This window comes from Synechococcus sp. JA-2-3B'a(2-13) (assembly GCF_000013225.1).
Lineage (GTDB): Bacteria > Cyanobacteriota > Cyanobacteriia > Thermostichales > Thermostichaceae > Thermostichus.
Genome location: NC_007776.1, coordinates 2,758,910 through 2,779,194 on the forward strand (window position 1 = coordinate 2,758,910; position 20,285 = coordinate 2,779,194).

General features: G+C 59.2%; 19 protein-coding genes. 6 read left to right on the plus strand and 13 right to left on the minus strand.

The window, feature by feature from the left end; genetic code table 11:
- Window positions 1-73 precede the first annotated feature (73 nt).
- Window positions 74-1,774, plus strand: coding sequence for an ABC transporter permease (locus tag CYB_RS12725; RefSeq protein WP_011434216.1), 1,701 nt, complete (start codon window positions 74-76; stop codon window positions 1,772-1,774).
- 5 nt (window positions 1,775-1,779) lie between these two features.
- On the opposite strand, the gene CYB_RS12730 is transcribed toward CYB_RS12725, so the two are convergent.
- The 8 genes from CYB_RS12730 to CYB_RS12770 form a co-directional block, all read right to left on the minus strand.
- On the minus strand, window positions 1,780-2,724 hold the full coding sequence (locus tag CYB_RS12730) for a F0F1 ATP synthase subunit gamma (RefSeq protein ID WP_011434217.1): 945 nt from the start codon (window positions 2,722-2,724) through the stop codon (window positions 1,780-1,782).
- A 61-nt stretch (window positions 2,725-2,785) separates the two neighbouring features.
- Window positions 2,786-4,306, minus strand: coding sequence for a F0F1 ATP synthase subunit alpha (gene atpA / locus CYB_RS12735; RefSeq protein WP_011434218.1), 1,521 nt, complete (start codon window positions 4,304-4,306; stop codon window positions 2,786-2,788).
- Window positions 4,307-4,350: 44 nt separating this feature from the next.
- The gene (gene atpH / locus CYB_RS12740; RefSeq protein WP_011434219.1) at window positions 4,351-4,899 is read right to left on the minus strand and encodes an ATP synthase F1 subunit delta; all 549 of its coding nucleotides are present in this window, start codon (window positions 4,897-4,899) and stop codon (window positions 4,351-4,353) included.
- Between the two features lie 20 nt (window positions 4,900-4,919).
- Window positions 4,920-5,483 carry a F0F1 ATP synthase subunit B gene (locus tag CYB_RS12745; RefSeq protein WP_011434220.1) on the minus strand — a complete coding sequence of 188 codons (564 nt, stop codon included), beginning with the start codon at window positions 5,481-5,483 and terminating at the stop codon, window positions 4,920-4,922.
- 35 nt (window positions 5,484-5,518) lie between these two features.
- On the minus strand, window positions 5,519-5,992 hold the full coding sequence (locus tag CYB_RS12750; RefSeq protein ID WP_011434221.1) for a F0F1 ATP synthase subunit B': 474 nt from the start codon (window positions 5,990-5,992) through the stop codon (window positions 5,519-5,521).
- A 94-nt stretch (window positions 5,993-6,086) separates the two neighbouring features.
- On the minus strand, window positions 6,087-6,332 hold the full coding sequence (gene atpE / locus CYB_RS12755) for an ATP synthase F0 subunit C (protein WP_011430931.1): 246 nt from the start codon (window positions 6,330-6,332) through the stop codon (window positions 6,087-6,089).
- Between the two features lie 228 nt (window positions 6,333-6,560).
- The gene (gene atpB, locus CYB_RS12765) at window positions 6,561-7,307 is read right to left on the minus strand and encodes a F0F1 ATP synthase subunit A (protein ID WP_011434223.1); all 747 of its coding nucleotides are present in this window, start codon (window positions 7,305-7,307) and stop codon (window positions 6,561-6,563) included.
- 5 nt (window positions 7,308-7,312) lie between these two features.
- The gene (locus tag CYB_RS12770) at window positions 7,313-7,717 is read right to left on the minus strand and encodes a hypothetical protein (protein WP_238376806.1); all 405 of its coding nucleotides are present in this window, start codon (window positions 7,715-7,717) and stop codon (window positions 7,313-7,315) included.
- 796 nt (window positions 7,718-8,513) lie between these two features.
- Here CYB_RS12770 and CYB_RS12775 point away from each other — a divergent pair.
- Both CYB_RS12775 and CYB_RS12780 read left to right on the plus strand, forming a co-directional pair.
- Window positions 8,514-9,101 (plus strand): DUF3177 family protein, encoded by a 588-nt coding sequence (locus CYB_RS12775; protein WP_011434226.1) that lies wholly within the window; start codon window positions 8,514-8,516, stop codon window positions 9,099-9,101.
- Window positions 9,098-9,412, plus strand: a complete 315-nt coding sequence (locus CYB_RS12780) for a hypothetical protein (RefSeq protein WP_011434227.1) — start codon at window positions 9,098-9,100, stop codon at window positions 9,410-9,412. Before CYB_RS12775 ends, CYB_RS12780 begins: the two co-directional genes overlap by 4 nt.
- 14 nt (window positions 9,413-9,426) lie before the next feature.
- On the opposite strand, the gene gpmI is transcribed toward CYB_RS12780, so the two are convergent.
- The 4 genes from gpmI to mnmE all read right to left on the minus strand — a co-directional run bounded on the left by gpmI (window position 9,427) and on the right by mnmE (window position 13,783).
- Window positions 9,427-11,019, minus strand: coding sequence for a 2,3-bisphosphoglycerate-independent phosphoglycerate mutase (gene gpmI / locus CYB_RS12785; RefSeq protein WP_011434228.1), 1,593 nt, complete (start codon window positions 11,017-11,019; stop codon window positions 9,427-9,429).
- Between the two features lie 215 nt (window positions 11,020-11,234).
- The gene (locus CYB_RS12790) at window positions 11,235-11,753 is read right to left on the minus strand and encodes a tetratricopeptide repeat protein (protein ID WP_011434229.1); all 519 of its coding nucleotides are present in this window, start codon (window positions 11,751-11,753) and stop codon (window positions 11,235-11,237) included.
- Window positions 11,754-11,792: 39 nt separating this feature from the next.
- A complete protein-coding gene (gene dps / locus CYB_RS12795) occupies window positions 11,793-12,293 on the minus strand; it encodes a DNA starvation/stationary phase protection protein Dps (protein ID WP_011434230.1) in 501 nt (166 codons plus the stop codon).
- A gap of 110 nt (window positions 12,294-12,403) precedes the next feature.
- Window positions 12,404-13,783 (minus strand): tRNA uridine-5-carboxymethylaminomethyl(34) synthesis GTPase MnmE, encoded by a 1,380-nt coding sequence (gene mnmE, locus CYB_RS12800; RefSeq protein ID WP_011434231.1) that lies wholly within the window; start codon window positions 13,781-13,783, stop codon window positions 12,404-12,406.
- 150 nt (window positions 13,784-13,933) lie between these two features.
- On the opposite strand from mnmE, the gene glgP reads away from it, so the two are divergent.
- Both glgP and CYB_RS12810 read left to right on the plus strand, forming a co-directional pair.
- Window positions 13,934-16,534: an alpha-glucan family phosphorylase gene (glgP, locus tag CYB_RS12805; protein WP_011434232.1), complete on the plus strand. Its 2,601-nt coding sequence runs from the start codon at window positions 13,934-13,936 to the stop codon at window positions 16,532-16,534.
- 412 nt (window positions 16,535-16,946) lie between these two features.
- Window positions 16,947-18,008, plus strand: a complete 1,062-nt coding sequence (locus tag CYB_RS12810) for a tetratricopeptide repeat protein (RefSeq protein WP_011434233.1) — start codon at window positions 16,947-16,949, stop codon at window positions 18,006-18,008.
- On the opposite strand, the gene CYB_RS12815 is transcribed toward CYB_RS12810, so the two are convergent.
- Entirely contained in the window at window positions 18,005-18,814 is an 810-nt protein-coding gene (locus CYB_RS12815) for a response regulator transcription factor (protein WP_011434234.1), read from the minus strand. The genes CYB_RS12810 and CYB_RS12815 overlap by 4 nt on opposite strands.
- Before the next feature lie 227 nt (window positions 18,815-19,041).
- On the opposite strand from CYB_RS12815, the gene fni reads away from it, so the two are divergent.
- Complete coding sequence (fni, locus tag CYB_RS12820) at window positions 19,042-20,103, plus strand: type 2 isopentenyl-diphosphate Delta-isomerase (RefSeq protein ID WP_238376991.1); 1,062 nt, start codon at window positions 19,042-19,044, stop codon at window positions 20,101-20,103.
- Window positions 20,104-20,285 lie beyond the last annotated feature (182 nt).

Genomic DNA, 20,285 nt, shown 5'->3' on the forward strand with positions numbered 1-20,285 from the left:
CCCTGGAGGATCCCCTTTTCTTCCCCAGGAGTTGCTCAAGAGGTAGCTCCCGCCTGTTGAGATGGACAAAGAGATGAGGTTGAAGTTGTTGAGCAAATCTCTGCCGGGAAGTGGCTTCTTTCCTCTGAACGGCTGGGCGCTTCTGACTCTGACCCTCAGCGGTCTCATTCTCGTTCCTGTCCTTACGGTGTTGCTCAGCCTTTTTGCGGACGAGCGGCAGGTTTGGGAGCACCTGGCCGATACGGTCTTGGGGCTTTATGTGCGCAATAGCCTGGTGATGATGGCAGGGGTGGCGGCGGGGGTCATCCTGGTGGGCAGTGGCACTGCCTGGCTGGTGACCATGTGTCAGTTTTGGGGGCGGGCCTGGCTGGAGTGGATGTTGGTGCTGCCCCTGGCGGCCCCCACCTATGTGTTGGCCTACGCCTACACCGATTTTTTGCAGGTAACCGGCGGTTTCCAGATCTGGCTGCGGCGGGTAACAGGTTGGGGGATCGGCGACTACTGGTTCCCTAACATTCGCTCGTTGTGGGGGGCGATCCTGCTGCTGATCCTCACCCTCTATCCCTATGTTTACCTCTCGGCCCGGCTGGCCTTTCAGGAGCAATCGGTGGCCTGCTTAGAGGTAAGCCGCTCCTTGGGCTACGGGCCTTGGGCCAGCTTTTTCAAGGTGGCTTTGCCGCTGGCCCGACCGGGGATCGTGGCCGGCTGTCTGCTGGCCTTGATGGAAACCCTCAACGATTTCGGCACCGTCAGCTATTTCGGGGTAGATACCTTTACAACCGGCATCTACCGCACCTGGACGGCCCTGGGCAATCTGGTGGCGGCGGCTCAGCTTTCGGCGCTGCTGTTGCTGCTGGTGTTGCTGCTGATAACGATGGAGCAGGTCTCCCGCCGGCGGGCGCGCTACTATCGCCAAGGGTTCAAACCCACCCCAACCCGTTACCGCCTACAAGGGATCCGGGCGGTGGGGGCTTGGCTAGCCTGTGGGATCCCGATTGGGCTGGGCTTCGTCGTGCCGGCCTTGATTCTGCTCAATATGACCCTGCGCCAGGGGGAGCTGGGTCGCCGCTTTTGGAGCTACGCCCAGAACAGCTTTCTGCTATCGACCATCACGGCTGTCATTGCCGTTTCCGTGTCGGTGGTGGTGCTGTACGGGCTGCGCATGCAGGGGCTAGGACGGGCGGGATCCCCGTGGGGCCTGCGGCTGGCAGTGCAGTTGTCTTCTCTGGGCTATGCGCTGCCTGGGGTGGTGATTGCAGTGGGGGTTCTGATTCCCCTAGGGTGGTTGGATCAACTGCTGAGCTACCTGCGGCAGGTGGTGCTGCAACAGCCACCTGGCCTGGTGATCAGTGGCACCCTCACGGCTTTGGTGTTCGGCTACCTGGTGCGGTTTTTGGCCGTTTCTTTGGCCACCGTTGAGGCCACGCTGCTGCGCATTCCCCCCAGTTTGGATGAGGCAGCCCGCAGCCTGGGACAGGGATCCCTGGGTACCCTCTGGCGGGTGCATTTGCCCTTGATGAGCGGTGGCCTCTTGGGGGCCATGCTGCTGGTATTTGTGGATGTGATGAAGGAGCTGCCGGCCACGATGGTGCTGCGGCCCTTCAACTTCGACACCTTGGCGGTGCAAACCTACCGCTTGGCAGCCGATGAGCGTCTCGCGGAGGCAGGGGCACCGGCTTTGGCCATTGTCTTAGTGGGGATTTTGCCGGTGGTTCTGCTCAACTCCCAGATGGCGCGGCAACGCAACCTCGGCTCCTCAGGGGATCTCCTTTGAGAACCCTACAAGGCCTCCGCTCCGGCCACCACCTCCAGGATCTCCTGGGTAATAGCCGCCTGGCGAGCTTTGTTGTAGGCAAGACCCAGCGTGCGAATGAGCTCGCTGGCATTGTCGCTGGCGTTGTTCATGGCCGTCATGCGAGCTGCCAATTCGCTGGCCGCCGCCTCCTGCAAGGCCCGTAGCAACTGGTTGTTCAGGTACAGCGGCAGCAGTGCATCCAAAATCTGCACGGGATCCTGCTCAAAGATCATGTCCTGAGGTGGGGCCGAGACCGCTGCGATGACTTTGCTGCGCTCGACAGTAAACTCTCCGCCCCGCACCAAAAGACGAAAAATTTCATCGTCTTGAGTGGCCAACCGCGACGGATCGAGGGGCAACAGGGATTGCACCACCGGACGGGAGCTGATCAAAGAGACAAAGCGGGTGTAGAGCAGCTCTACCTTGTCCACCTTCTCCGACAAGAAGGCCGCCAGGAGCTGATCCCCAATCTGGGCAGCCTCAGCCGCCGTGGGGATCTGCGACAAATTCACGTAGGTCTTGGCGATGGGAGCGGAGCGCCGCTGGAAATACTGCACCGCCTTGCGGCCCACCAGGTAAAGCTGCACCTGCTGCCCTGTCTCCTGCAGCTCGCGAACCCGCTCCTCGGTGCGCTTAATCACGTTGGCGTTGTAGGCTCCGCATAAGCCCCGATCCCCGGCCACCACCAACAGCCCCACCGTCTGGATGGGCCGCTGCTTCAGCAGAGGCAAGTTGACATCCTCCAGTCGCAGCCGCGTCTGCAGCCGATAGAAAACCTGGGCCAGTCGGTCGGCAAAGGGACGGGTGGCCATCACTTGCTCTTGGGCGCGCCGCACCCGAGCTGCTGCCACCAGCCGCATGGCCTCGGTAATTTTGCGGGTGTTTTTCACCGCCTTGATGCGATCGCGGATGCGCTTGAGGTTTGCCATAACCTACTCCCTCTATTTTGGTGGTCGACAGGGATCCGGGCCAGGAGAGATCCGCGTCACCCTAGGCCGCCTTGGCCACGAAGCTCTGCTTGAACTCTGTGATGGCCGTTTTCAAGATTTCTTCTGCCTCGTCGGTGAGCTGCTTGGTGGAGAGGACGATCTCGCCGTACTTGGGATGGGTGGTGCCCAGGTAAGCCAAAAGGCCCTGTTTGAAGCTGGAGACCTTCTCCACCGGAATGTCATCCAAATAGCCTCGCGTCCCCGCATAGATAATGGCCACCTGCTGATCCAGAGACAGGGGAGAGTACTGTGGCTGCTTCAGCAACTCCTGCAGCCGTTGGCCGCGGGCCAGTTGCTTTTGGGTAGCCTCATCCAGGTCAGAGGCAAATTGGGCAAAGGCCTCCAGATCGCGGTATTGCGCCAGTTCCACCTTGATGGAGCCAGCCACCTTTTTCATCGCCTTGGTCTGAGCTGCCGAGCCGACGCGGCTGACGGAAATCCCGACGTTGATGGCCGGGCGGATGCCAGCGTTGAACAGATCCGATTCCAAGAAGATCTGCCCATCGGTGATGGAGATAACATTGGTGGGAATGTAGGCCGACACGTCATTGGCCTGGGTTTCCACGATCGGCAGCGCCGTCATGGATCCCTCTCCCAGTTGGCTGCTCAGCTTGGCGGCTCGCTCCAATAGCCGCGAGTGCAGGTAGAACACATCCCCAGGATAAGCTTCCCGACCGGGTGGACGGCGCAGCAGCAGCGACATTTGCCGATAAGCCACCGCCTGCTTGGAGAGGTCGTCATAGACCACCAGGGTGTGTTTGCCCTGGTACATGAAGTATTCAGCAATGGTGGCGCCACAGTAGGGGGCCAGCCACTGCAACGGGGCCGGGCTATCGGCGCCGGCAGCCACCACAATGCTGTAGTCCATAGCCCCTCGCTCGGTCAGGATGCCCACCACCTGGGCGATGGTGCTCTGCTTCTGACCAATGGCCACGTAAATGCAGATCACATCCTGCCCTTTTTGGTTCAGGATCGTGTCCACCGCAACGGTGGTCTTGCCGGTTTGGCGGTCGCCGATGATCAGTTCCCGCTGCCCCCGCCCGATGGGGATCAGGGCATCGATGGCGGTAATGCCGGTTTGCAGGGGCTCGTACACAGAGCGGCGATCGACAATGCCAGGTGCCGGAGATTCGATCAGGCGAGACTCCGTACACTGGATCGGGCCTTTGCCGTCGAGGGGGTTGCACAGGGGATCCACCACGCGGCCCAAGAGGGCTTCCCCCACGGGGATGCTGGCGATTTTGCCCGTAGATTTGACGGTGGATCCCTCCTGGATATTTCGCCCGGAGCCGATCAGCACGGCACCGATGTTGTCTTCTTCCAGGTTGAGGGCAATACCGGTGGTGCCATCCTCAAATTCCAGCAGCTCGCTGGCCATCACCTTATCCAAACCGTAGATGCGGGCAATGCCATCCCCCACCTGCAGAACTGTCCCCACGTTGGAGACCTGCATTTCCTGGTTGTACTGCTCGATCTGCTGTTTGATGATGGTGCTAATCTCGTCTGGGCGAATGGTAGGCATAGCAGTCCTCTCAAGGTAACGGGAAGGGATCCTCAAAAAACAACTTAGGCCAACTGCAAGGCCAGCCGGCGCAACTGTCCACGCAAGCTGAGGTCGATCACCTGGGATCCAATCTTGATGACCACCCCTCCCAGCAGCTCCGGATCCTGAGTGGCTTGCAACTCCACACCGCTGGCCTGGGTGAAGTCCATCACCCGCTCGCGAATTGACTGCTGCTGAGCTTCCGTCAAGGGTATCGCCGTCGTCACCTCGGCCAGGACGATGTTCTGGAGCTTCCGCTGCAGATCCAAAAAGCGCCGGCAAACAGTCCCGAGAAACATGATACGGCGGCGGTCGGTCAACAACTTCAGCGCATTCAGCAGCAGAGGGTGGATCTGATCGGCAAATACTTGCTGCAGCAGGTTCTTTTTGGCCTCGGCCTTGATCACCGGGTTGGCGAGAAACTGGCCCAGCTCCGGCGTAGCCCGCAAAACCTCGGCAATAAAGCGCATATCGGCGGCAAAAGTGTCCAGCAATCCCTGGCCTGACCCAAGAGCAATGAGAGCCTCGGCATAGGGATCCACCACCTTCTCAGCCATTGTGCTGCTGATCATACCTTTCTCCTCCTTGAGAGTTAGCGGGCAATCATTTGGATCCCTTTCTCGATCAGGCTGCGGTGAACCTCTTCGTTGAGGTGCTGCGGCAACTCCTGCTCCACCTTGCTCAGGGCTTGGCGAACGATCTGCCGACGCAACTCCTGAAAAACCCGCTCCTGCTCGCTGGACAACTCTTTCTCAGCATTGGCCCGCAGCCGCTCCACTTCCCGCTCCGCCTGCTCCAACAACTCTTGCCGACGGGCTTCGGCGTTGGCTTCCGCCTGCTTGCGGATACGTTCAGCCTCCTGCTGAGCCTGGGCCAGCTTTTGCTGCTCCTCCGCCAGCCTCTCGATGGCTTCCCGCTTGCGCTGCTCCGCTTGCCGCAGTTCTTCTAGGATCCCCTCCCGCCGCTTGGCCAGGGCTTCTCCCACCACTTTGCGACCCAAGATAAACAGCAAGGTGAGAATGATCGCGATGTTGATCAGGTTGCTCTCGAGAATCTTGGCCAAGAGATCCCCCTCTCCTGCCTTGGCTTCTGGGAGTAGCTCCGTGGTCTCGGCCACAGCCAAGATCCAACCGGCCACCCAACTCCACACAGGCATCGCAAGCTCCTCCAAAAGTACTTCCAACCAGCGATCTAACGAGCACTGCCCAACAGTTTCTGGGTAATCTGGGCGGCAATGGCATCCACCTGCTGCTGCAGCTGTTCGAGGGCTGCCTGCTTCTCTTGCTCGACCTGTAGCCGCGCCGCCTCCAGCTTCTGCTGGATCTCTGCCTGCACGGCAGCCAGTTTCTCGGAACGAATGCGAGCAGCTGCAGCCTCTGCCTCAGCGATCACCTGCTGGGCTTGCAAGCGGGCCTGGCTGATCTCAGACTCATACTGTCGGGTCAACGACACCGCCTTGTCCAACCGCTCTTGGGCTTCCGCTTGAGTGGTGCGGATGTAGTCGTTGCGGCTGTCGATAGCCCGCGTAACCGGCTCATAGAAGAGGGAGTTGAGCACTGCCACCAACAGCAAAAACTGAATGGCAATCAGGGGCAGGGTGGCATCCAGATCGAAAAGACCACCTTTTTCAGCCGCTTCAACAGCCAACAAGGTTGGAAAGAACATGACGTTGCAACCCCAACAGGAACTGAGTCTGAGATGGAGCTGGGTGAGGGGGCGGGCGGATGGGTAAATCAATGCAGTCCGCCCCCAATGAGAGTTAAGCAAAGGGGTTGGCGAACAAAAGCACCAGCGCCACCACCAAGCCGTAGATGGTCAAAGCTTCCATGAAAGCCAAGCTGACCAGCAAGTTGCCGCGGATCTTATCTTCCGCTTCGGGCTGACGGGCCAGCCCCTCCATGGCGGCAGCGGCAGCATTCCCCTGACCCAGACCGGGACCCAGGGATCCCAGGCCAATGGCCAGAGCAGCAGACAAAACAGAAGCAGCAGAGGTTAACGGATCCATAATGAGATGCTCCTTGTCATTCACAAACCATCGATACAAAAGCAACAGCGCTTTTCAGCCTTGGGATGATCCGGGCTCAGTAAATCGACCTCGCTCACCCCTTTGTCGGCGGCCTTCAGCATAACTTGTCGGCCCCAACAAACCTTACCAGAGAAGGGATCCCTTGCGCTGACCCCCTTGAGATGATTTTCCCGAAAAGGGCCAAGGTGGATCGACCGAACAGCGGCCTCAATCACGGTGATCCCCTCCTCCATGACCTTCCAGCGCCTCTCCAATGTAAGCTGCCGAGAGGGTTGAGAAGATCAAAGCCTGAATTGCCCCCGTAAACAGGAACAGAACCATCACCGGCACGGGGATAAACAAGGGCACCAGCAACACCAACACCGCAATCACCAGCTCTTCTGCCAGGATGTTGCCGAATAGACGGAAACTCAGGGAAAGGGGCTTGGTGAAATCTTCTAAAACGTTGATGGGCAGCAGAATCGGGGTAGGCTCGATGTACTTTTTGAAGTAAGACAGCCCCCGCTTGCTGATGCCGGCCACGAAATACATGATGCTGGTGAGCAGCGCCAACCCGGCAGTGGTGTTGATGTCGTTGGTGGGGGAGGCCAACTCCCCTTCCGGCAGAGGAATCAGCTTCCACGGGAAGAGGTTGCCCATCCAGTTGGAGACAAAGATAAACAGGAACAAGGTGCCGACATAGGGTACCCAGGGCCGGAAGTTTTTCTCGCCAATCTGGGCTCGGGCAATGCTTTGCACAAATTCCAGGGCATACTCGACAAAGTTTTGCAGGCCAGCCGGCTCCCGCTGCAGTTGACGGGTGCCCAAAATGACCACCGTCAAGATCAGGGCAATGGCGATCCAGCTGGCGATCAAAACCTGCCCGTGAACCGTGAATTTGCCCAGGTGCCAGTAAAGGTGATGGCCGACCTCGAGTTCTGCCAAAAGAGGAGGAGAGGAGAAGGACAGGTTCATGGGCATCACACAGAAGAAGATGAACGGGTCAAGGTCTGGACAAGATGAATGAGCAGGGTGACCTTGTAGGTCATGAACCCCAGGAAAATGGGCAATATCTGTAAAGACTTCACCTGAGTGGCTAAAACGATCAGCCCGACAAACAGAGCCAAACGCGTCACCCCCAAACGGTTGCGGCTTTTGCCCAGCTCCGCTACGCCGCGGCCCAGCATGCGCAGATAAACCACGCCAACAACCGCCCCCAGCAAGTAGTTGGCAGCTACCCCCAGAGAGTAAACCAGGGCCACTCCCACGGCAATGGCCAGACTTACCCCCAAGGTAACCAGCACCAGCCACAGCTGCAGCGCTTCATAGCTCCCGCTGCCAGCAACTGCTGCCCCCCTAGCTCCACCCTTCACCTTCCTCGCCAAATCGGGCTTCCCCAGGGCAAGGGGTGGCTCTGACGCAACTGGATCCCCTGTCTCTTCCTCCCGCTTCGGAGAAGGAGGTGCATTCTCCAAGGGAGGCAGTGGTCTGGGCTTCCACTGGGTCGCCTTCCAACGGGTAGAACTGTGAGAGAGGAGTCTGGAAGAACGGGCCATGGTTTTGAGGTCATGCCTCTCAAGGTTTGACCTTAACCCAAGATAACACGATTAAGTAACAATACTTAATGAGATTAAGTTGGGCCAAGGTCTGAAGGAGACTCCGCTGGTCGCTCAGACAGGCAGCTGGCCTTCCGAACGACAGGGATACTGATACATTTACGCTGAACACTGCTGAACATCACTGTTCAACTATGCAGCGATAGCATTCTGTTTGTTTCCAAACAGAATGGCGGTATCCCGCAAAGCTTTGAGTAGAATACCCAAAGCGCAGTTTCCGTGTCGTCTTACTACCAATTTTCTGCTTTGCTTTGGCTACCATGTTGGCAGACTCGAAAGTAAACAGAAAGATCAACTGGTAGTAATCTGTACTGAACATATTATACACTATTTTCAGTATAGTTGAGCTTATTATTGACTAGAGTCATGCTCCTCTGAGGAGCTAGCTAAGAATCTACCACTTTCGGGGATCGGTAGCGGCAAAATGGAAAACTTTCTGAAAGCTGTCTGGTGTAAAGTTTTGCTGGGGATGGTCAGCAGGCGTTAACATTCCGTAACTCTCTGTGTCCCGTCCTGGATCCCCCAGGTTTCATATACTAAGGGGCAGGAGTGGCAGAGGGTGAGGATGACTCCCCAGAGTTGGCTGGTGGATGCAATCTGGCTGGACTACCGCTTGGCAGTGGCGCTGACGGTGGTGATGCCATTGCTGCTGCTGATTTGGGCTTTTGCGGTGGGGTTGCGGCCCTTGATTCAGCTATTGATCGTTTATTGGCGGGTATCGAGCCTCTTGGCGGTGACGGTGTACCTGATGATTGGGGGCCTGCCCGTCAGCTTTCTCAGTGGAGCAATGGCGCGGCTGTTGATCTTGGTTTGTCTTTGGTTTTGGCGGGACTGGAGTGCTGCTCTCGAGCAGTCGAGAACCTGGGCGGCGCGAGCCTTTTTGCTCTGGCGGTGGGGCCTGACTGGTTATATGGGGGCCGGGATCCTCTTTTCGGGGGCCTTTGTGCCCTGTGCTTTCCGCACTTCTCTGCCAGAGGAGTGCCGGGCTTGGTTTGGGCCACCGCTGGGGTTTCGGGAGATCTTCCATCCCAATGTATCGCCGGAGCTGCTGGGGAGCGTGGGGGCCTGGGGGCTGGTGGCCTACCTGCTCTACAGCCTCTACTTTGTCTGGCGGCTGCGACCCGGAACTGATAAGGGGGAACTGGAAGCATGAGGGCCCTGCCTTGGCCCTTGGCCTTGGAGCGCTATAGCCAAGACCACCCGCAAGAGGTGCTGCGGGTTGAGGTGGAAAGCGAGGGAGAGTCTGATCTGGTGCTGATCTACCGCGGCTACAGCAGCTCCTTGCGCCGACCCACTCCCCCCGATCCCGAAGCGGCGGTGATCCCTCCCCAGGCCCGCTTTTTGCAGTTGGAGCGCTTGGCTGCCCCCTATCACCCCGAGCGCTCACGGGTTCTGGCTGTCTATCGCAACTGGGGAGAGCTAACAGCATGGCTGGCCCAAGAAGGGATCCCAGTGACGGAGTAAGGGATCCCTGGCACCTACCGCCCCACAGGACTGGGTTGCCGCTGGAGGATGGTGTATTCTGCCGGCTGCAAAAGCGAACGTCCTGTCATTTCGGGGGGCTGAGGCAGGCCCAAGATCTCCAGCAGGGTGGGGGCCACATCAGCCAAAGTGCCGTTGGAGCGCAACTTGACATCGCCGCCACAGCCGGGGATTTTGCGCCTTTCCCCCTCCACCAGAATGCAGGGAACGGGGTTGGTGGTGTGGGCCGTCCAGGGGTTGCCGTTCTCATCCCACATCAGCTCTGCATTGCCATGATCCGCCAGGATCAAAGTAGTGCCTCCCGCATCTACCACTGCCGCCAGCAGCCGGCCCAAACAGCGATCCACCGTTTCCAGGGCGCGGATGGTGGCTTCGTAGTTGCCGGTGTGACCTACCATGTCGGGGTTGGCATAGTTGAGCACCACCAGGCTGTATTCGCGGCGGGCGATGGCCTCTATCGCCTTGTCGGTCACTTCCACTGCCGACATCTCCGGCGCCTGGTCGTAGGTGGTCACCAGCGGGCTTTGCACCAGGATGCGATCTTCGCCGGGGAAGGGCTGCTCGATGCCGCCGTTGAAGAAGTAGGTGACATGGGCGTATTTTTCCGTCTCGGCAATGCGCAATTGCTTGAGGCCGGCCTCGCTCACCACTTGGCCCAGCAGGTGATTCAGGTTCTGGGGCTTGAACAGCACCTGCACCGGCAGATCCGCCTCGTACTGAGTCATGGTGATGAAGGTGAGAGCCGGCAGCAAGGGGCGTTGAAAACCCGAAAAGTCTGGGCAGACAAAGGCTTGGGTAAGTTGGCGGGCGCGATCTGGGCGGAAGTTGAAGAAAAGCACCGCATCTCCCGGCTGCACAGCCCCCGGAGCCAGGCGGGTGGGCGGGATGAACTCGTCTGTGAGATCCTGGGCATAGAAAGCTTCCATCACCTCCGCGGCGCTTTGTCCACGGCCAGGGCCGTCTTGGGTCATGATCTCGTAGGCCTTTTGGGTGCGCTCCCAACGGCGATCCCGATCCATGGCGTAGTAGCGTCCGCTCAGGGTGGCGATGACGCCATTGCCCAGCCATTGCAGCTCTTTTTCCAGGGCGGCCAGAACCCTGGCACCATCGCGGGGCAAAGTGTCGCGGCCATCGGTGATGGCGTGGACATAGGCCGGAATCTCAGCCTGGGCCGCCAGCTTGAGCAACCCATAGAGATGGTCGATGTGGGAGTGAACCCCCCCCTCGGAGCAAAGGCCAACGAAGTGAAAACGGCCCCCTCGCTCTCTGAGCTGGCGACAAACTTGCATCAACAAGGGATCCTGGAAGAGGGATCCTGTCTCTATCGCGTCGCTGATGCGCACCAATTCCTGCGGCACCACCCGCCCTGCCCCCAAGGTCAGGTGCCCGACTTCAGAGTTGCCCATCTGTCCTGCCGGCAGGCCCACGGCCCGACCCGAAGCTTGCAGCAGGGTGTGGGGATAGGCAGCCCAAAGGCTATCCAGGACAGGGGTTTCCGCAGCCAGCACCGCGTTGCCATCGAGAGCATCCCGATAACCCCAGCCATCCAGGATCACCAAAACCACAGGTGCTACCGATTGCGAATCCATGAAATGGCCTCTCGTTTTATTTAAGACATAATACCAGCCCAGGCAACACGATACCGGATCTTACATTTGCGCTCAAGATTTCAGTATTATCAATCTTCTTTTGAGAGGATAAGGAAGTGCCTGCACAGGCAGGATGGAGTCTTTAGAGCCAACTCCTATGGACAACTGTGCTGCGGTCAAGAGTATTTCTGCGGATGGAATTGCAGATGGGATCCTCAGGGGCTGGGCTGCAACCGTTTGCGCAGAGACTCCGAGCGCCGCTTAGCAATGGCATTTCGGGGATCCAACTTCAGGGCAGTTTCGTAAGCTTCCAGGCTTGGGCCATAGAGATTTTTCTTCTCATAGGCATGGGCCAGATTGTTCCAAGCAGTTACATAACCGGGATCCGCAGCCACGGCATCCTTGTAGTAACGGATGGCCAAGTCGTACTGCCCCTGGCTGAAGTAGGCAAAACCGAGGGCGTTGCAGACGGGGGGAATGTTCTCCCCGGCCACTTCTAGGGCTTTTTTGAGCTGGGCAACCGCCTGGTCGTAGAGGCCTTTTTGCAAATAGACGCTGCCCAACTCGTAGTGCTCCTGCGGGGATCCCTTGCCTTTGCTCAGGCGGGGCTGCAGCTCACGGATGACCTTTTCCTGGGCCCGTACCCGCAGCACCTCCCGCAGGACAAAGAAGCCCGCCACGCCGAGGATACTGGCCAGAGCCACCAAATACAGGAGGGGAACGTTAACGCCCATTTTGCTTGATCCACTTGCCTGTGACTGGCCTCGCTGGCGTCACGCCTGCAGGTGAGCCTCGATAAACCAAAGATCTTTGTCAATCTGGCGCGAGATCTCGGTGAACAGGTCTGCTGTGTCGGCATCCCCCAGTTCGGTGGTGCGGTCAATGTTGCGGCGGACGGAAGCTGCATAGTGAGCGTAACGGGCTGCCAAAGCCTGCAGGTGATCCCGACCCTCTTCAGCGGCCAGATCGTACTCCGGCAAGGTGGAGGTTTGGGCAACGATGCGAGCCGTGCCGCGGGCGATGCCCCCCAGCGCCGTAACCCGTTCCGCCAGCATGTCCACGTAGTTTTCCAGGGTGCTGGCAAAAGTGTCGAACATCTCGTGCAAGGCGATGAAGTGCATGCCTTTAACGTTCCAGTGGGCCTGTTTCACCTGCGTCTTCAGATCCAACGTGTCTGCCAAGGACTGGTTGAGCAGCTCCACCAGTTGCGTGCGGGCCTCTGCCGGCAAGTCGATCCGGGTGGGGTACAAACGGGTTTTCTCGGCGGTAACCATGCCTAATCTCCTAATTGTGTTTCCATTATCGGGGATCCGCTTCGGCTTCCCAACTGAGCCCATAGTAACACAAACTCAAAATGAGTATGAGTTAGGAGGAGTCTATAGAGTTACTTGCCGATGCAGAAGCGGCTGAAAATCTGATCCAGCACTGATTCCGAGATCTCCTCGCCGGTGATCTGGCCAAGGGCATGCAGGGCGCCCCGTAGGTCGATGCTCCAAAAGTCCAGGGGGAGCTGAGCTTGGATGGCCTGCCCCACCTGTTCCAGGCTGGCTTGGGCTTGTTGGAGGGCAGCGGCCTGCCGCTGGTTCAGGCTTATCTCCAGATTGGGCTGGGGACGTCCCTGGGTGACAAGCTGCTCCAGGGCTTCTTCCAGCTCCGGGATCCCTTTCCCTTGGGCGGCAACGGCGGGGACGCGGTGGGCAATCTCGGGGGGGAGAGGGATCCCCTCTGGCGGGGCGAGGTCGGTTTTGTTGATCACCAGGATGAGGGGGCGATGGCGGATCGACTCGTAGATGGCGGCGTCGGCAGCCGTCCAGCCCGCTTGGGCGTCGATGACCAGCACCAGCACATCGGCAGCCTGGGCTAGGCGTTGGGAGCGCTCCACCCCCAGCCGTTCCACCGGATCTTCGGTGGCGCGGATGCCGGCAGTGTCCAGCAGTTGAACGGGGATCCCTTTTACCACCAGGTGGGATTCCACCACGTCGCGGGTGGTGCCGGGCAGATCGGTGACGATGGCCCGATCCTGTCCTGACCAAGCATTGAGCAGGCTGGACTTGCCCACATTGGGCCTCCCGACAATGGCCACCTTCACCCCGGTGCGCAGCAGTTGTCCCCGTTCTGCTGTGGCCAGCAGAGCTTGGATCTGGGTTTGTATAGCTTGGAGCCGGGCCTGCCAAGCGGCAACATCCAAGGGGGGCAGATCCTCTTCAAAGTCGAGGCGAGCCTCAATTTCTGCCAACAAACCCAGCAGCTCCTGGCGCAGGGCGCGAATGGATCCCCCTAACTTACCCTGCAAGCCTGCTAGGGCCATCCGGGCCGCCTGAGGGGAGCGGGCCGCCACCAGATCGGCCACACTCTCGGCCTGGGTGAGGTCAATGCGGCCATTCAGAAAAGCGCGCAGGCTAAACTCCCCCGGCTGGGCCAACCGCGCCCCCTGCCGCAGGCATTGTTGCAACGTGGCCTGAACCACCATGATGCCACCGTGGCAATGCAGCTCTGCCACATCTTCGCGGGTGTAAGAACGGGGGGCCTGCATCCAAACAGCCAGCGCTTCGTCTAGGATTTGGCCTTTCTCGTCGCGGATCCAGCCGTAGAGGAGCCGATGGCTCTCCCAGACTGCGTTGCGGCGGGCAGGGGTAAAGATGGCTTGGACAATGGGAAGGGCTCGTGACCCGGAAAGGCGCACAATCCCCACGCTGCCCTGTTCAGGCACTACCGCAGTGGCAATGGCAGCGATCGTATCGGCCAGGGGCGCAGTCGGATCCATCCCAAATAGAGCCCTGAGGGAGTTCGAGCAGCCGTTGGATTACAGCTCGGCATCCACTGGATTACAAATCGACATTCAAGTTAAAAAGCCACGCCCTCAGCCTGAGGGCAAGGTAGCCTGACAGTGGAAACAACGCTCCTCCCAGTCTTTATGAAGCCGCTACGCACGTTTAAGGTCACTCCCTACCTGCCTACTCCGCTGGAAAGTCTGCGCTTGTTGGCTTACAACCTGCATTTTAGTTGGAACGTAGAAACCCGCAGCCTATTCCGGCGCATGGATCCGGATCTGTGGGATGCCTGCAGCCACAACCCGGTGGCTCTTCTGGGCCGGATTCGGCAGGAACGGCTGGATGAGTTGGCGGAGGATCCCGGCTTTTTGGCCCAGTTGGAACGGGCCAGCCAACAACTGCAGAGCTACCTGCAGGAAGACACTTGGTACCGCAAGTATCGTTCGGCCCAAGCGGTGGAAGGGGAGTGCTACGCTTATTTTTCGGCCGAGTTTGGTTTGGCCGATTGTCTGCCCCTCTACTCAGGCGGCTTGGGGGTTTTGGCCGGGGATCACCTCAAGGCGGCCAGCGACCTGGGCTTGCCCCTGGTGGGTGTGGGCTTGCTCTACCAAAAGGGGTATTTCCGCCAGTACCTCAACCCCGACGGCTGGCAGCAGGAACGCTACCCAGTTAACGATTTCTTTAACATGCCCCTGGAGCTGCAGAGAGATGCGGAGGGCCGCGAAATTCGCATTGAGGTGGATTATCCCAACCGCAAGGTGTTCGCCCGCATTTGGAAGGTGACGGTGGGGAGGGTGCCCCTCTATCTTCTGGACACCAACATCGAGCCCAACAGCCAGTACGACCAAGACATCACCGATGAGCTGTACGGTGGCGACCAAGATCTGCGCATCCACCAGGAGATCATGCTGGGGATCGGCGGCGTGCGGGCTTTGCGCGCCCTTGGCATCCATCCCACCGTCTACCACATGAACGAAGGGCACTCCGCCTTTTTGGCAGTAGAGCGGATTCGCCTGTTGATGGTGGAGCAGGGGCTGAGCTTTGAAGAGGCCTGGCAGGTGGCCAAGTCCAGCCAGATGTTTACCACCCACACGCCGGTGCCCGCCGGGATTGACTTGTTCCCGCCCGACAAGATCGATTACTACCTCGGCTTCTACTACAGCCAGATGGGCCTGAGCCGGGAGCGCTTTTTGGCTTTGGGACGGGAAAATACCGGCGACTTCCAATCTCCCTTCAGCATGGCAGTGCTGGCCATCAACATGGCCTCTTTTGTGAACGGTGTGAGCAAGCTGCATGGGGCGGTTTCCCGCAAGATGTTCAGCCGGCTGTGGCCTGGGATCCCGCTGGAAGAAGTGCCGATTACTTCCATCACCAACGGGGTACATGTCCGCACCTGGGTGGGGGAGGAGAACCAAGCCCTCTACGACCGCTACCTGGGGCCGGATTGGGCAGAGGCTCCTCCTTCGGATCCCCTCTGGCAAAAGGTGGATCGGATTCCGGATGGGGAATTGTGGCGGGCCCACGAGCGCAGCCGCTCCCGCCTGATTAACTTTACCCGCGAGCGCTTGATGGAACAGCTCCAGAAACGGGCTGCCTCAGCGGCTGAGATCCAACGGGCCTCTGAGGCCCTCAACCCGGAGGTGCTTACCATTGGGTTTGCCCGCCGCTTTGCCACCTACAAGCGGGCCACCCTTTTGTTCCACAACCTGGAACGGCTCAAGGCTTTGCTCAACCATCCTCAGTACCCGATGCAGTTTATCTTTGCCGGCAAGGCCCACCCCCGCGACATACCCGGCAAAGAGCTGATCCGCCAGATCGTGCAGGTGTCGCGGCAGCCGGAGTTTCGCCAGCGCTTGGTTTTCATTGAGGACTACGACATGTATGTCACCAGCTTGATGGTGGCCGGGGTGGATGTGTGGCTGAACAACCCCTTGCGCCCCCGGGAGGCCAGCGGCACCAGTGGCATGAAGGCGGCAGCCAACGGTGGACAGAACCTCAGTATTTTGGACGGCTGGTGGGACGAGGCTGACTATTACCAGACCGGCTGGCCCATTGGCCGCGGTGAGGAGTATGAGGATCGCGCCTATCAAGATGAGGTGGAGTCGAATGCCCTCTACGACCTGCTGGAACAAGAGGTTGCCCCTCTCTTCTACCAGCGCGGCAGCGATGGCCTACCCCATCAGTGGATCCAGCGCATGAAGCAGGCGATTCGCCTCAATTGCCCCCAGTTCAGCACGCAGCGCATGGTGTTGGAGTACGTCCAGCGAGCCTACATTCCTCTCAGCAACTACTTCGACCGCATGCGCCGTGACCACTTCGAGTCGGCCCGCCAGTTCGTTCGTTGGCAAAACCACCTGCAGGAGCATTGGTACAACATCCAGGTTCTCAACGTCCAGATCGAAACCCCGAAGAAAGCTGCCGCTGCCGGCCTTGCCTTGGCACAGGATGACCAAGTGGTGATGGCCAGGGATCCCCTCACCGTGACGGTGGAAGTGCGGCTGGGATCCCTGCAACCTCAGGATGTGATTGTGCAAGCTTATCAGGGGCCGGTCAAGGATGATGGCCAGATTCAGAAAGGACAGGCAATCTCCCTGCGCTATGTGGAGACGCTGGAGGATCGGGCCATCTTTTCCGGCCAGATTTGCTATGAGGCCAGCGGCTTGCAAGGGTTAGCCATCCGCTTGCTGCCCTTTCACCCCGATATGCACGATCCCTATGAGCTGCGGTTGATGCTCTGGGCGTGACATACTCCCATCACTGACCCTACGGGTACAGTGTGGGCTTCTCGCTTCATCGGGGAGCCTACGCAAGAACCCTCTGCGAGCAGACACGGGATGTCCCACCGCCTAGCTGCACCAGATTCCGGCAAAGCCGTTTTGTGCAACTACTCTCATCATACACCATGTGGGGGTCTCTGTATCCCGACACTGACGCTACGGGTACAGTGCGGGGCTTAGCTACCCCCACACCCCCACAAGCTAAAGGGTTGGGAGGAGCACGGGGATCCCCTTTCTACTCTTGATCCAAGTGAGCTACGGGAGCTTTTTGGGCTTGAGCTGTTCGGCGTTTTTCGCTGCCAAATCGGGCAGAATCAGAGAGAAGCTCGCGAGCAGATTAAAAAAACAGGATACGCTCGTAACAGCGGTGCAGAGCAGTATGTTCAGAGCCCACGACTCTGCCGGTTTGCGCCTTTTGATTGCGGTTGCCCTGTTGCTGGGGAGCATGGCCAGCTGGCGGCAGGATCGTCTTTTGGCAGTGATGGGCCTGGTGGGTGCAGCCGCCATCTCTGCCTTTACCCGTCCGGCCATCTTGGCCTACAACCGTGGTCGAGAACGGTGGCTGAACCGGGATTTGCTGGGGGCTATTGAACAGCTCAGCTTGGCTCTGCAACGGGATCCCTGCCTGGCCAACGCCTACATTTTGCGGGGAGAAGCCTACTTTGCCCTCGGCCAAGTTCCCCAGGCCCTGGAGGATTTCGGCCAGGCGATCCGGTTGGCCCCGCGGCGACCAGAACCCTATTTTTATCGCGGGCTGATTCGTCAATCTCAGGGGGATCTCCAGGGAGCAACGGCGGAGTTTGCTGAGCTGGTGCGCCTACACCCCAATGTCCCCCACCACCTCAGCTTGGCCAACCTGCTCATGCAACAGGGATCCCTGCCTTTGGCCCTAGCTCATCTGGATGAAGCCATTCGCTTGGATCCCACCTCAGCGCTTGCCCATTCCCAGCGGGCCCGTTTGCACAGCTACCTGGGCGAATGGGAGGCGGCTTTGTCCGATTGGTCGCAGGCTATTGACTGGGATCCCAGCCCAGCCCACTACTACCAGCGGGGGGTGACCTACGCCTGTGGTGATTACTTTGACGAGGCCATTGCCGACCTCAGCCGCAGCCTAGAAATAGAACCCCAACAGCCCAACGTTCTCTACATCAGGGGCAACCTTCTCTATGCGCTGGGGGAGATCAAAGCTGCTTTGGACGACTACGAGCGGGCCTTTCGCCTGGAAGCGGACATGAACCGCATCGACCTCTCCGACGAGTATGGGTTGTACGGACGAGGGCTGGCCTACTGGAATATGGGGGATAAAGCGACAGCTTTTTCGGATTTGCAGGCAGCTTTGCAGGTCAGCCGCCAACATCACAACCTGGCTCTGGAGCAGCGGGTGCGCCGGTCTCTGCTGCAACTGAGCAATCCCGACTGGGATCCTGCGCAATCTGCCTAGCGGGATTTGATTGATTGATTTGCAGGTGCCTCCCCTGACGCTGCGACTCCACGACGCTGCCGCTGAGGCCCAGATCCCGAAACGCCTGCAGCCACTGAAACGGTTTTCTGTTCCTGAGGCAGCGGGGGGTTGAGACCGAAGCAGTAGCCGACATTGCGCACTGTGTGGATCAAGCTGGGCTGGCGCGGATCCCGTTCCAGCTTTTTGCGCAACGAGAGGATATGGGTATCGACGGTGCGAGGGTTATCGGTGGAATCCGGCCATGCTCGCTCTAGTAGCTCTAGACGAGAGACGGGATCCCCGTCCGCCTGCACCAGCACCATCAGCAGGCTAAACTCCTGGGGCGTGAGGTCGATCTCTTCCCCAGCCAAGGCGACGCGCCGTTGCACCAGGTCAATTTTGAGATCCCCATACTGCAGAAAGGTGGGAGGAATATGACGCTGTCGCCGCCGAGCCAAGGCTAGAAGGTGGGCATCCAGCAGTTGCATACTGAAGGGCTTGGTGAGGTAATCGTCCGCTCCTGCCTCCAGGCCGGCGATGATATCCGCCTCGGATCCCCGGTGGGAGAGTAGCAGAATTAACAGATCACATTGGCGATGGGCCCACCGGCACAATTGCAGCCCGCCGCGGTTGGACAGCTCCGCATCCAAAATCAGCAGGTGAATGGGCTGGTGTTGCAGCAGGGTCTTTGCCTGGCGAAGGGTCTCTGCTGCCCAAACTTGGTGTCCGGCCTGTTGCAAATGCCAACACAGCAAGCTGCACAGATGAGGGTTGCCTTCTGCCAGCAAGATGTGCAAGGGTTGCATGGCTGTCCGGTTGGGATCCCGCCCACATCATAGTGCTCCGCACCGCTGACGCGACAGTGCTATGCCTCCGGCACCCTACCGGGAACCGCACTGCTGTCCCAGTAGATAGCGAGTCACCTTGGACTCCGTCCCGCTAGCGCGAACGGGCAATGCTGTTCGCTTTTGGCAGCGCGCGGCGTTATAGACTGACAATCTCTACCAAGACCAAGGTGCTCCGCACTGCTGACATGATGGCCGATTCTCTACCCCCCATTTCCGAGCGCAAACAGGATCACCTGGACATTGTTCTGCAGCAGGATGTGGCTGCCAAAGGGATCCGCACCGGCTTTGAGCGGTTTTTCTTTGAGCATGTGGCGCTGCCGGAGCTGCTGTTGCCGGAGATCGACCTAAGCTGCGAATTCTTGGGAAAACGCCTACAGGCACCCCTGCTCATCAGCAGCATGACGGGGGGAACAGAGGCTGCCCATGAGCTAAACCGACAACTGGCCGCCGCTGCCCAACAGTTGGGCATTGCCATGGGGGTGGGATCCCAGCGGGCAGCTTTGGAACATCCAGAGCTGGCCCGGACTTACCAGGTGCGCCAAGTGGCCCCGAATATTTTGCTGCTGGCCAACCTGGGTGCCGTTCAGCTCAACTACGGCTATGGGTTGGAGCAGGCGCGACGGGCGGTGGAGATGATCGAGGCGGATGCATTGATTCTGCACCTCAATCCTCTCCAGGAGGCGGTTCAACCCCAAGGGGATCCCGACTGGCGTGGATTGTATGGCCGCATCGAACAGTTGGTGGCGCAGTTGCCGGTGCCCGTGGTGGTGAAGGAAGTGGGCAATGGCCTCAGTGCTAAGGTAGCCCAGCGGCTGGCCGAATGCGGTGTGGCGGCCCTAGATGTGGCGGGAGCGGGCGGCACCAGTTGGAGCGAGGTGGAGGCCCATCGCCAACCAGATGCTCTCAAGAAACGCATCGCCCACAGCTTTAGGGATTGGGGGATCCCAACGGCTTTGTCCCTGCTGGAAATTCGTCGCCTGCTGCCGGACTTACCCCTGGTGGCCAGCGGTGGCATCCGCAATGGCATCGACGCGGCCAAAGCTATCCGTCTGGGAGCCGATGTGGTGGGTATGGCCGCCCCCGCTTTACACGCCGTCTCCCAAGGACAGATGCAGGCGGTGGTGGACACCTTTCGTGCCGTGATCGAGGAGCTACGTATTGCTGCCTTTTGCACCGGATCGGCCAACTTGGCCCGGCTGCGACAAGCTACTCTGCGGCGGCAGGATACCTGGGATCCCTTGCCCTAAACTCCAAGCACTTGCCACAAACTGAGGGTCAATACCAGAGCCCCCAGATGATAGGGCCACTGTATGCTTTGTCGAGATGCTTTGTCGAGATGCTTTGTCGAGCTATTTTGCCGGTCAGCACCCAGGAGAGAACCAGAGCCAAGATAGCGTGGATCCCTGGAAAAACCGAATCACCGCCCGGT

Bases quoted from the DNA above. Each gene is read 5' to 3' on its own strand.
- CYB_RS12725 (WP_011434216.1), top strand. From the start codon at position 74: ATGAGGTTGAAGTTGTTGAGCAAATCTCTGCCGGGAAGTGGCTTCTTT.
- atpH (WP_011434219.1), bottom strand. From the start codon at position 4,899: ATGATCAGCAGCACAATGGCTGAGAAGGTGGTGGATCCCTATGCCGAG.
- CYB_RS12790 (WP_011434229.1), bottom strand. From the start codon at position 11,753: ATGGGCGTTAACGTTCCCCTCCTGTATTTGGTGGCTCTGGCCAGTATC.
- mnmE (WP_011434231.1), bottom strand. From the start codon at position 13,783: ATGGATCCGACTGCGCCCCTGGCCGATACGATCGCTGCCATTGCCACT.
- glgP (WP_011434232.1), top strand. From the start codon at position 13,934: ATGAAGCCGCTACGCACGTTTAAGGTCACTCCCTACCTGCCTACTCCG.
- dps (WP_011434230.1), bottom strand. From the start codon at position 12,293: ATGGTTACCGCCGAGAAAACCCGTTTGTACCCCACCCGGATCGACTTG.
- CYB_RS12750 (WP_011434221.1), bottom strand. From the start codon at position 5,992: ATGTTCTTTCCAACCTTGTTGGCTGTTGAAGCGGCTGAAAAAGGTGGT.
- atpE (WP_011430931.1), bottom strand. From the start codon at position 6,332: ATGGATCCGTTAACCTCTGCTGCTTCTGTTTTGTCTGCTGCTCTGGCC.
- CYB_RS12815 (WP_011434234.1), bottom strand. From the start codon at position 18,814: ATGCAACCCTTGCACATCTTGCTGGCAGAAGGCAACCCTCATCTGTGC.
- CYB_RS12810 (WP_011434233.1), top strand. From the start codon at position 16,947: ATGTTCAGAGCCCACGACTCTGCCGGTTTGCGCCTTTTGATTGCGGTT.
- CYB_RS12730 (WP_011434217.1), bottom strand. From the start codon at position 2,724: ATGGCAAACCTCAAGCGCATCCGCGATCGCATCAAGGCGGTGAAAAAC.
- atpA (WP_011434218.1), bottom strand. From the start codon at position 4,306: ATGCCTACCATTCGCCCAGACGAGATTAGCACCATCATCAAACAGCAG.
- CYB_RS12775 (WP_011434226.1), top strand. From the start codon at position 8,514: ATGACTCCCCAGAGTTGGCTGGTGGATGCAATCTGGCTGGACTACCGC.
- fni (WP_238376991.1), top strand. From the start codon at position 19,042: ATGATGGCCGATTCTCTACCCCCCATTTCCGAGCGCAAACAGGATCAC.
- gpmI (WP_011434228.1), bottom strand. From the start codon at position 11,019: ATGGATTCGCAATCGGTAGCACCTGTGGTTTTGGTGATCCTGGATGGC.
- atpB (WP_011434223.1), bottom strand. From the start codon at position 7,307: ATGAACCTGTCCTTCTCCTCTCCTCCTCTTTTGGCAGAACTCGAGGTC.
- CYB_RS12780 (WP_011434227.1), top strand. From the start codon at position 9,098: ATGAGGGCCCTGCCTTGGCCCTTGGCCTTGGAGCGCTATAGCCAAGAC.
- CYB_RS12745 (WP_011434220.1), bottom strand. From the start codon at position 5,483: ATGCCTGTGTGGAGTTGGGTGGCCGGTTGGATCTTGGCTGTGGCCGAG.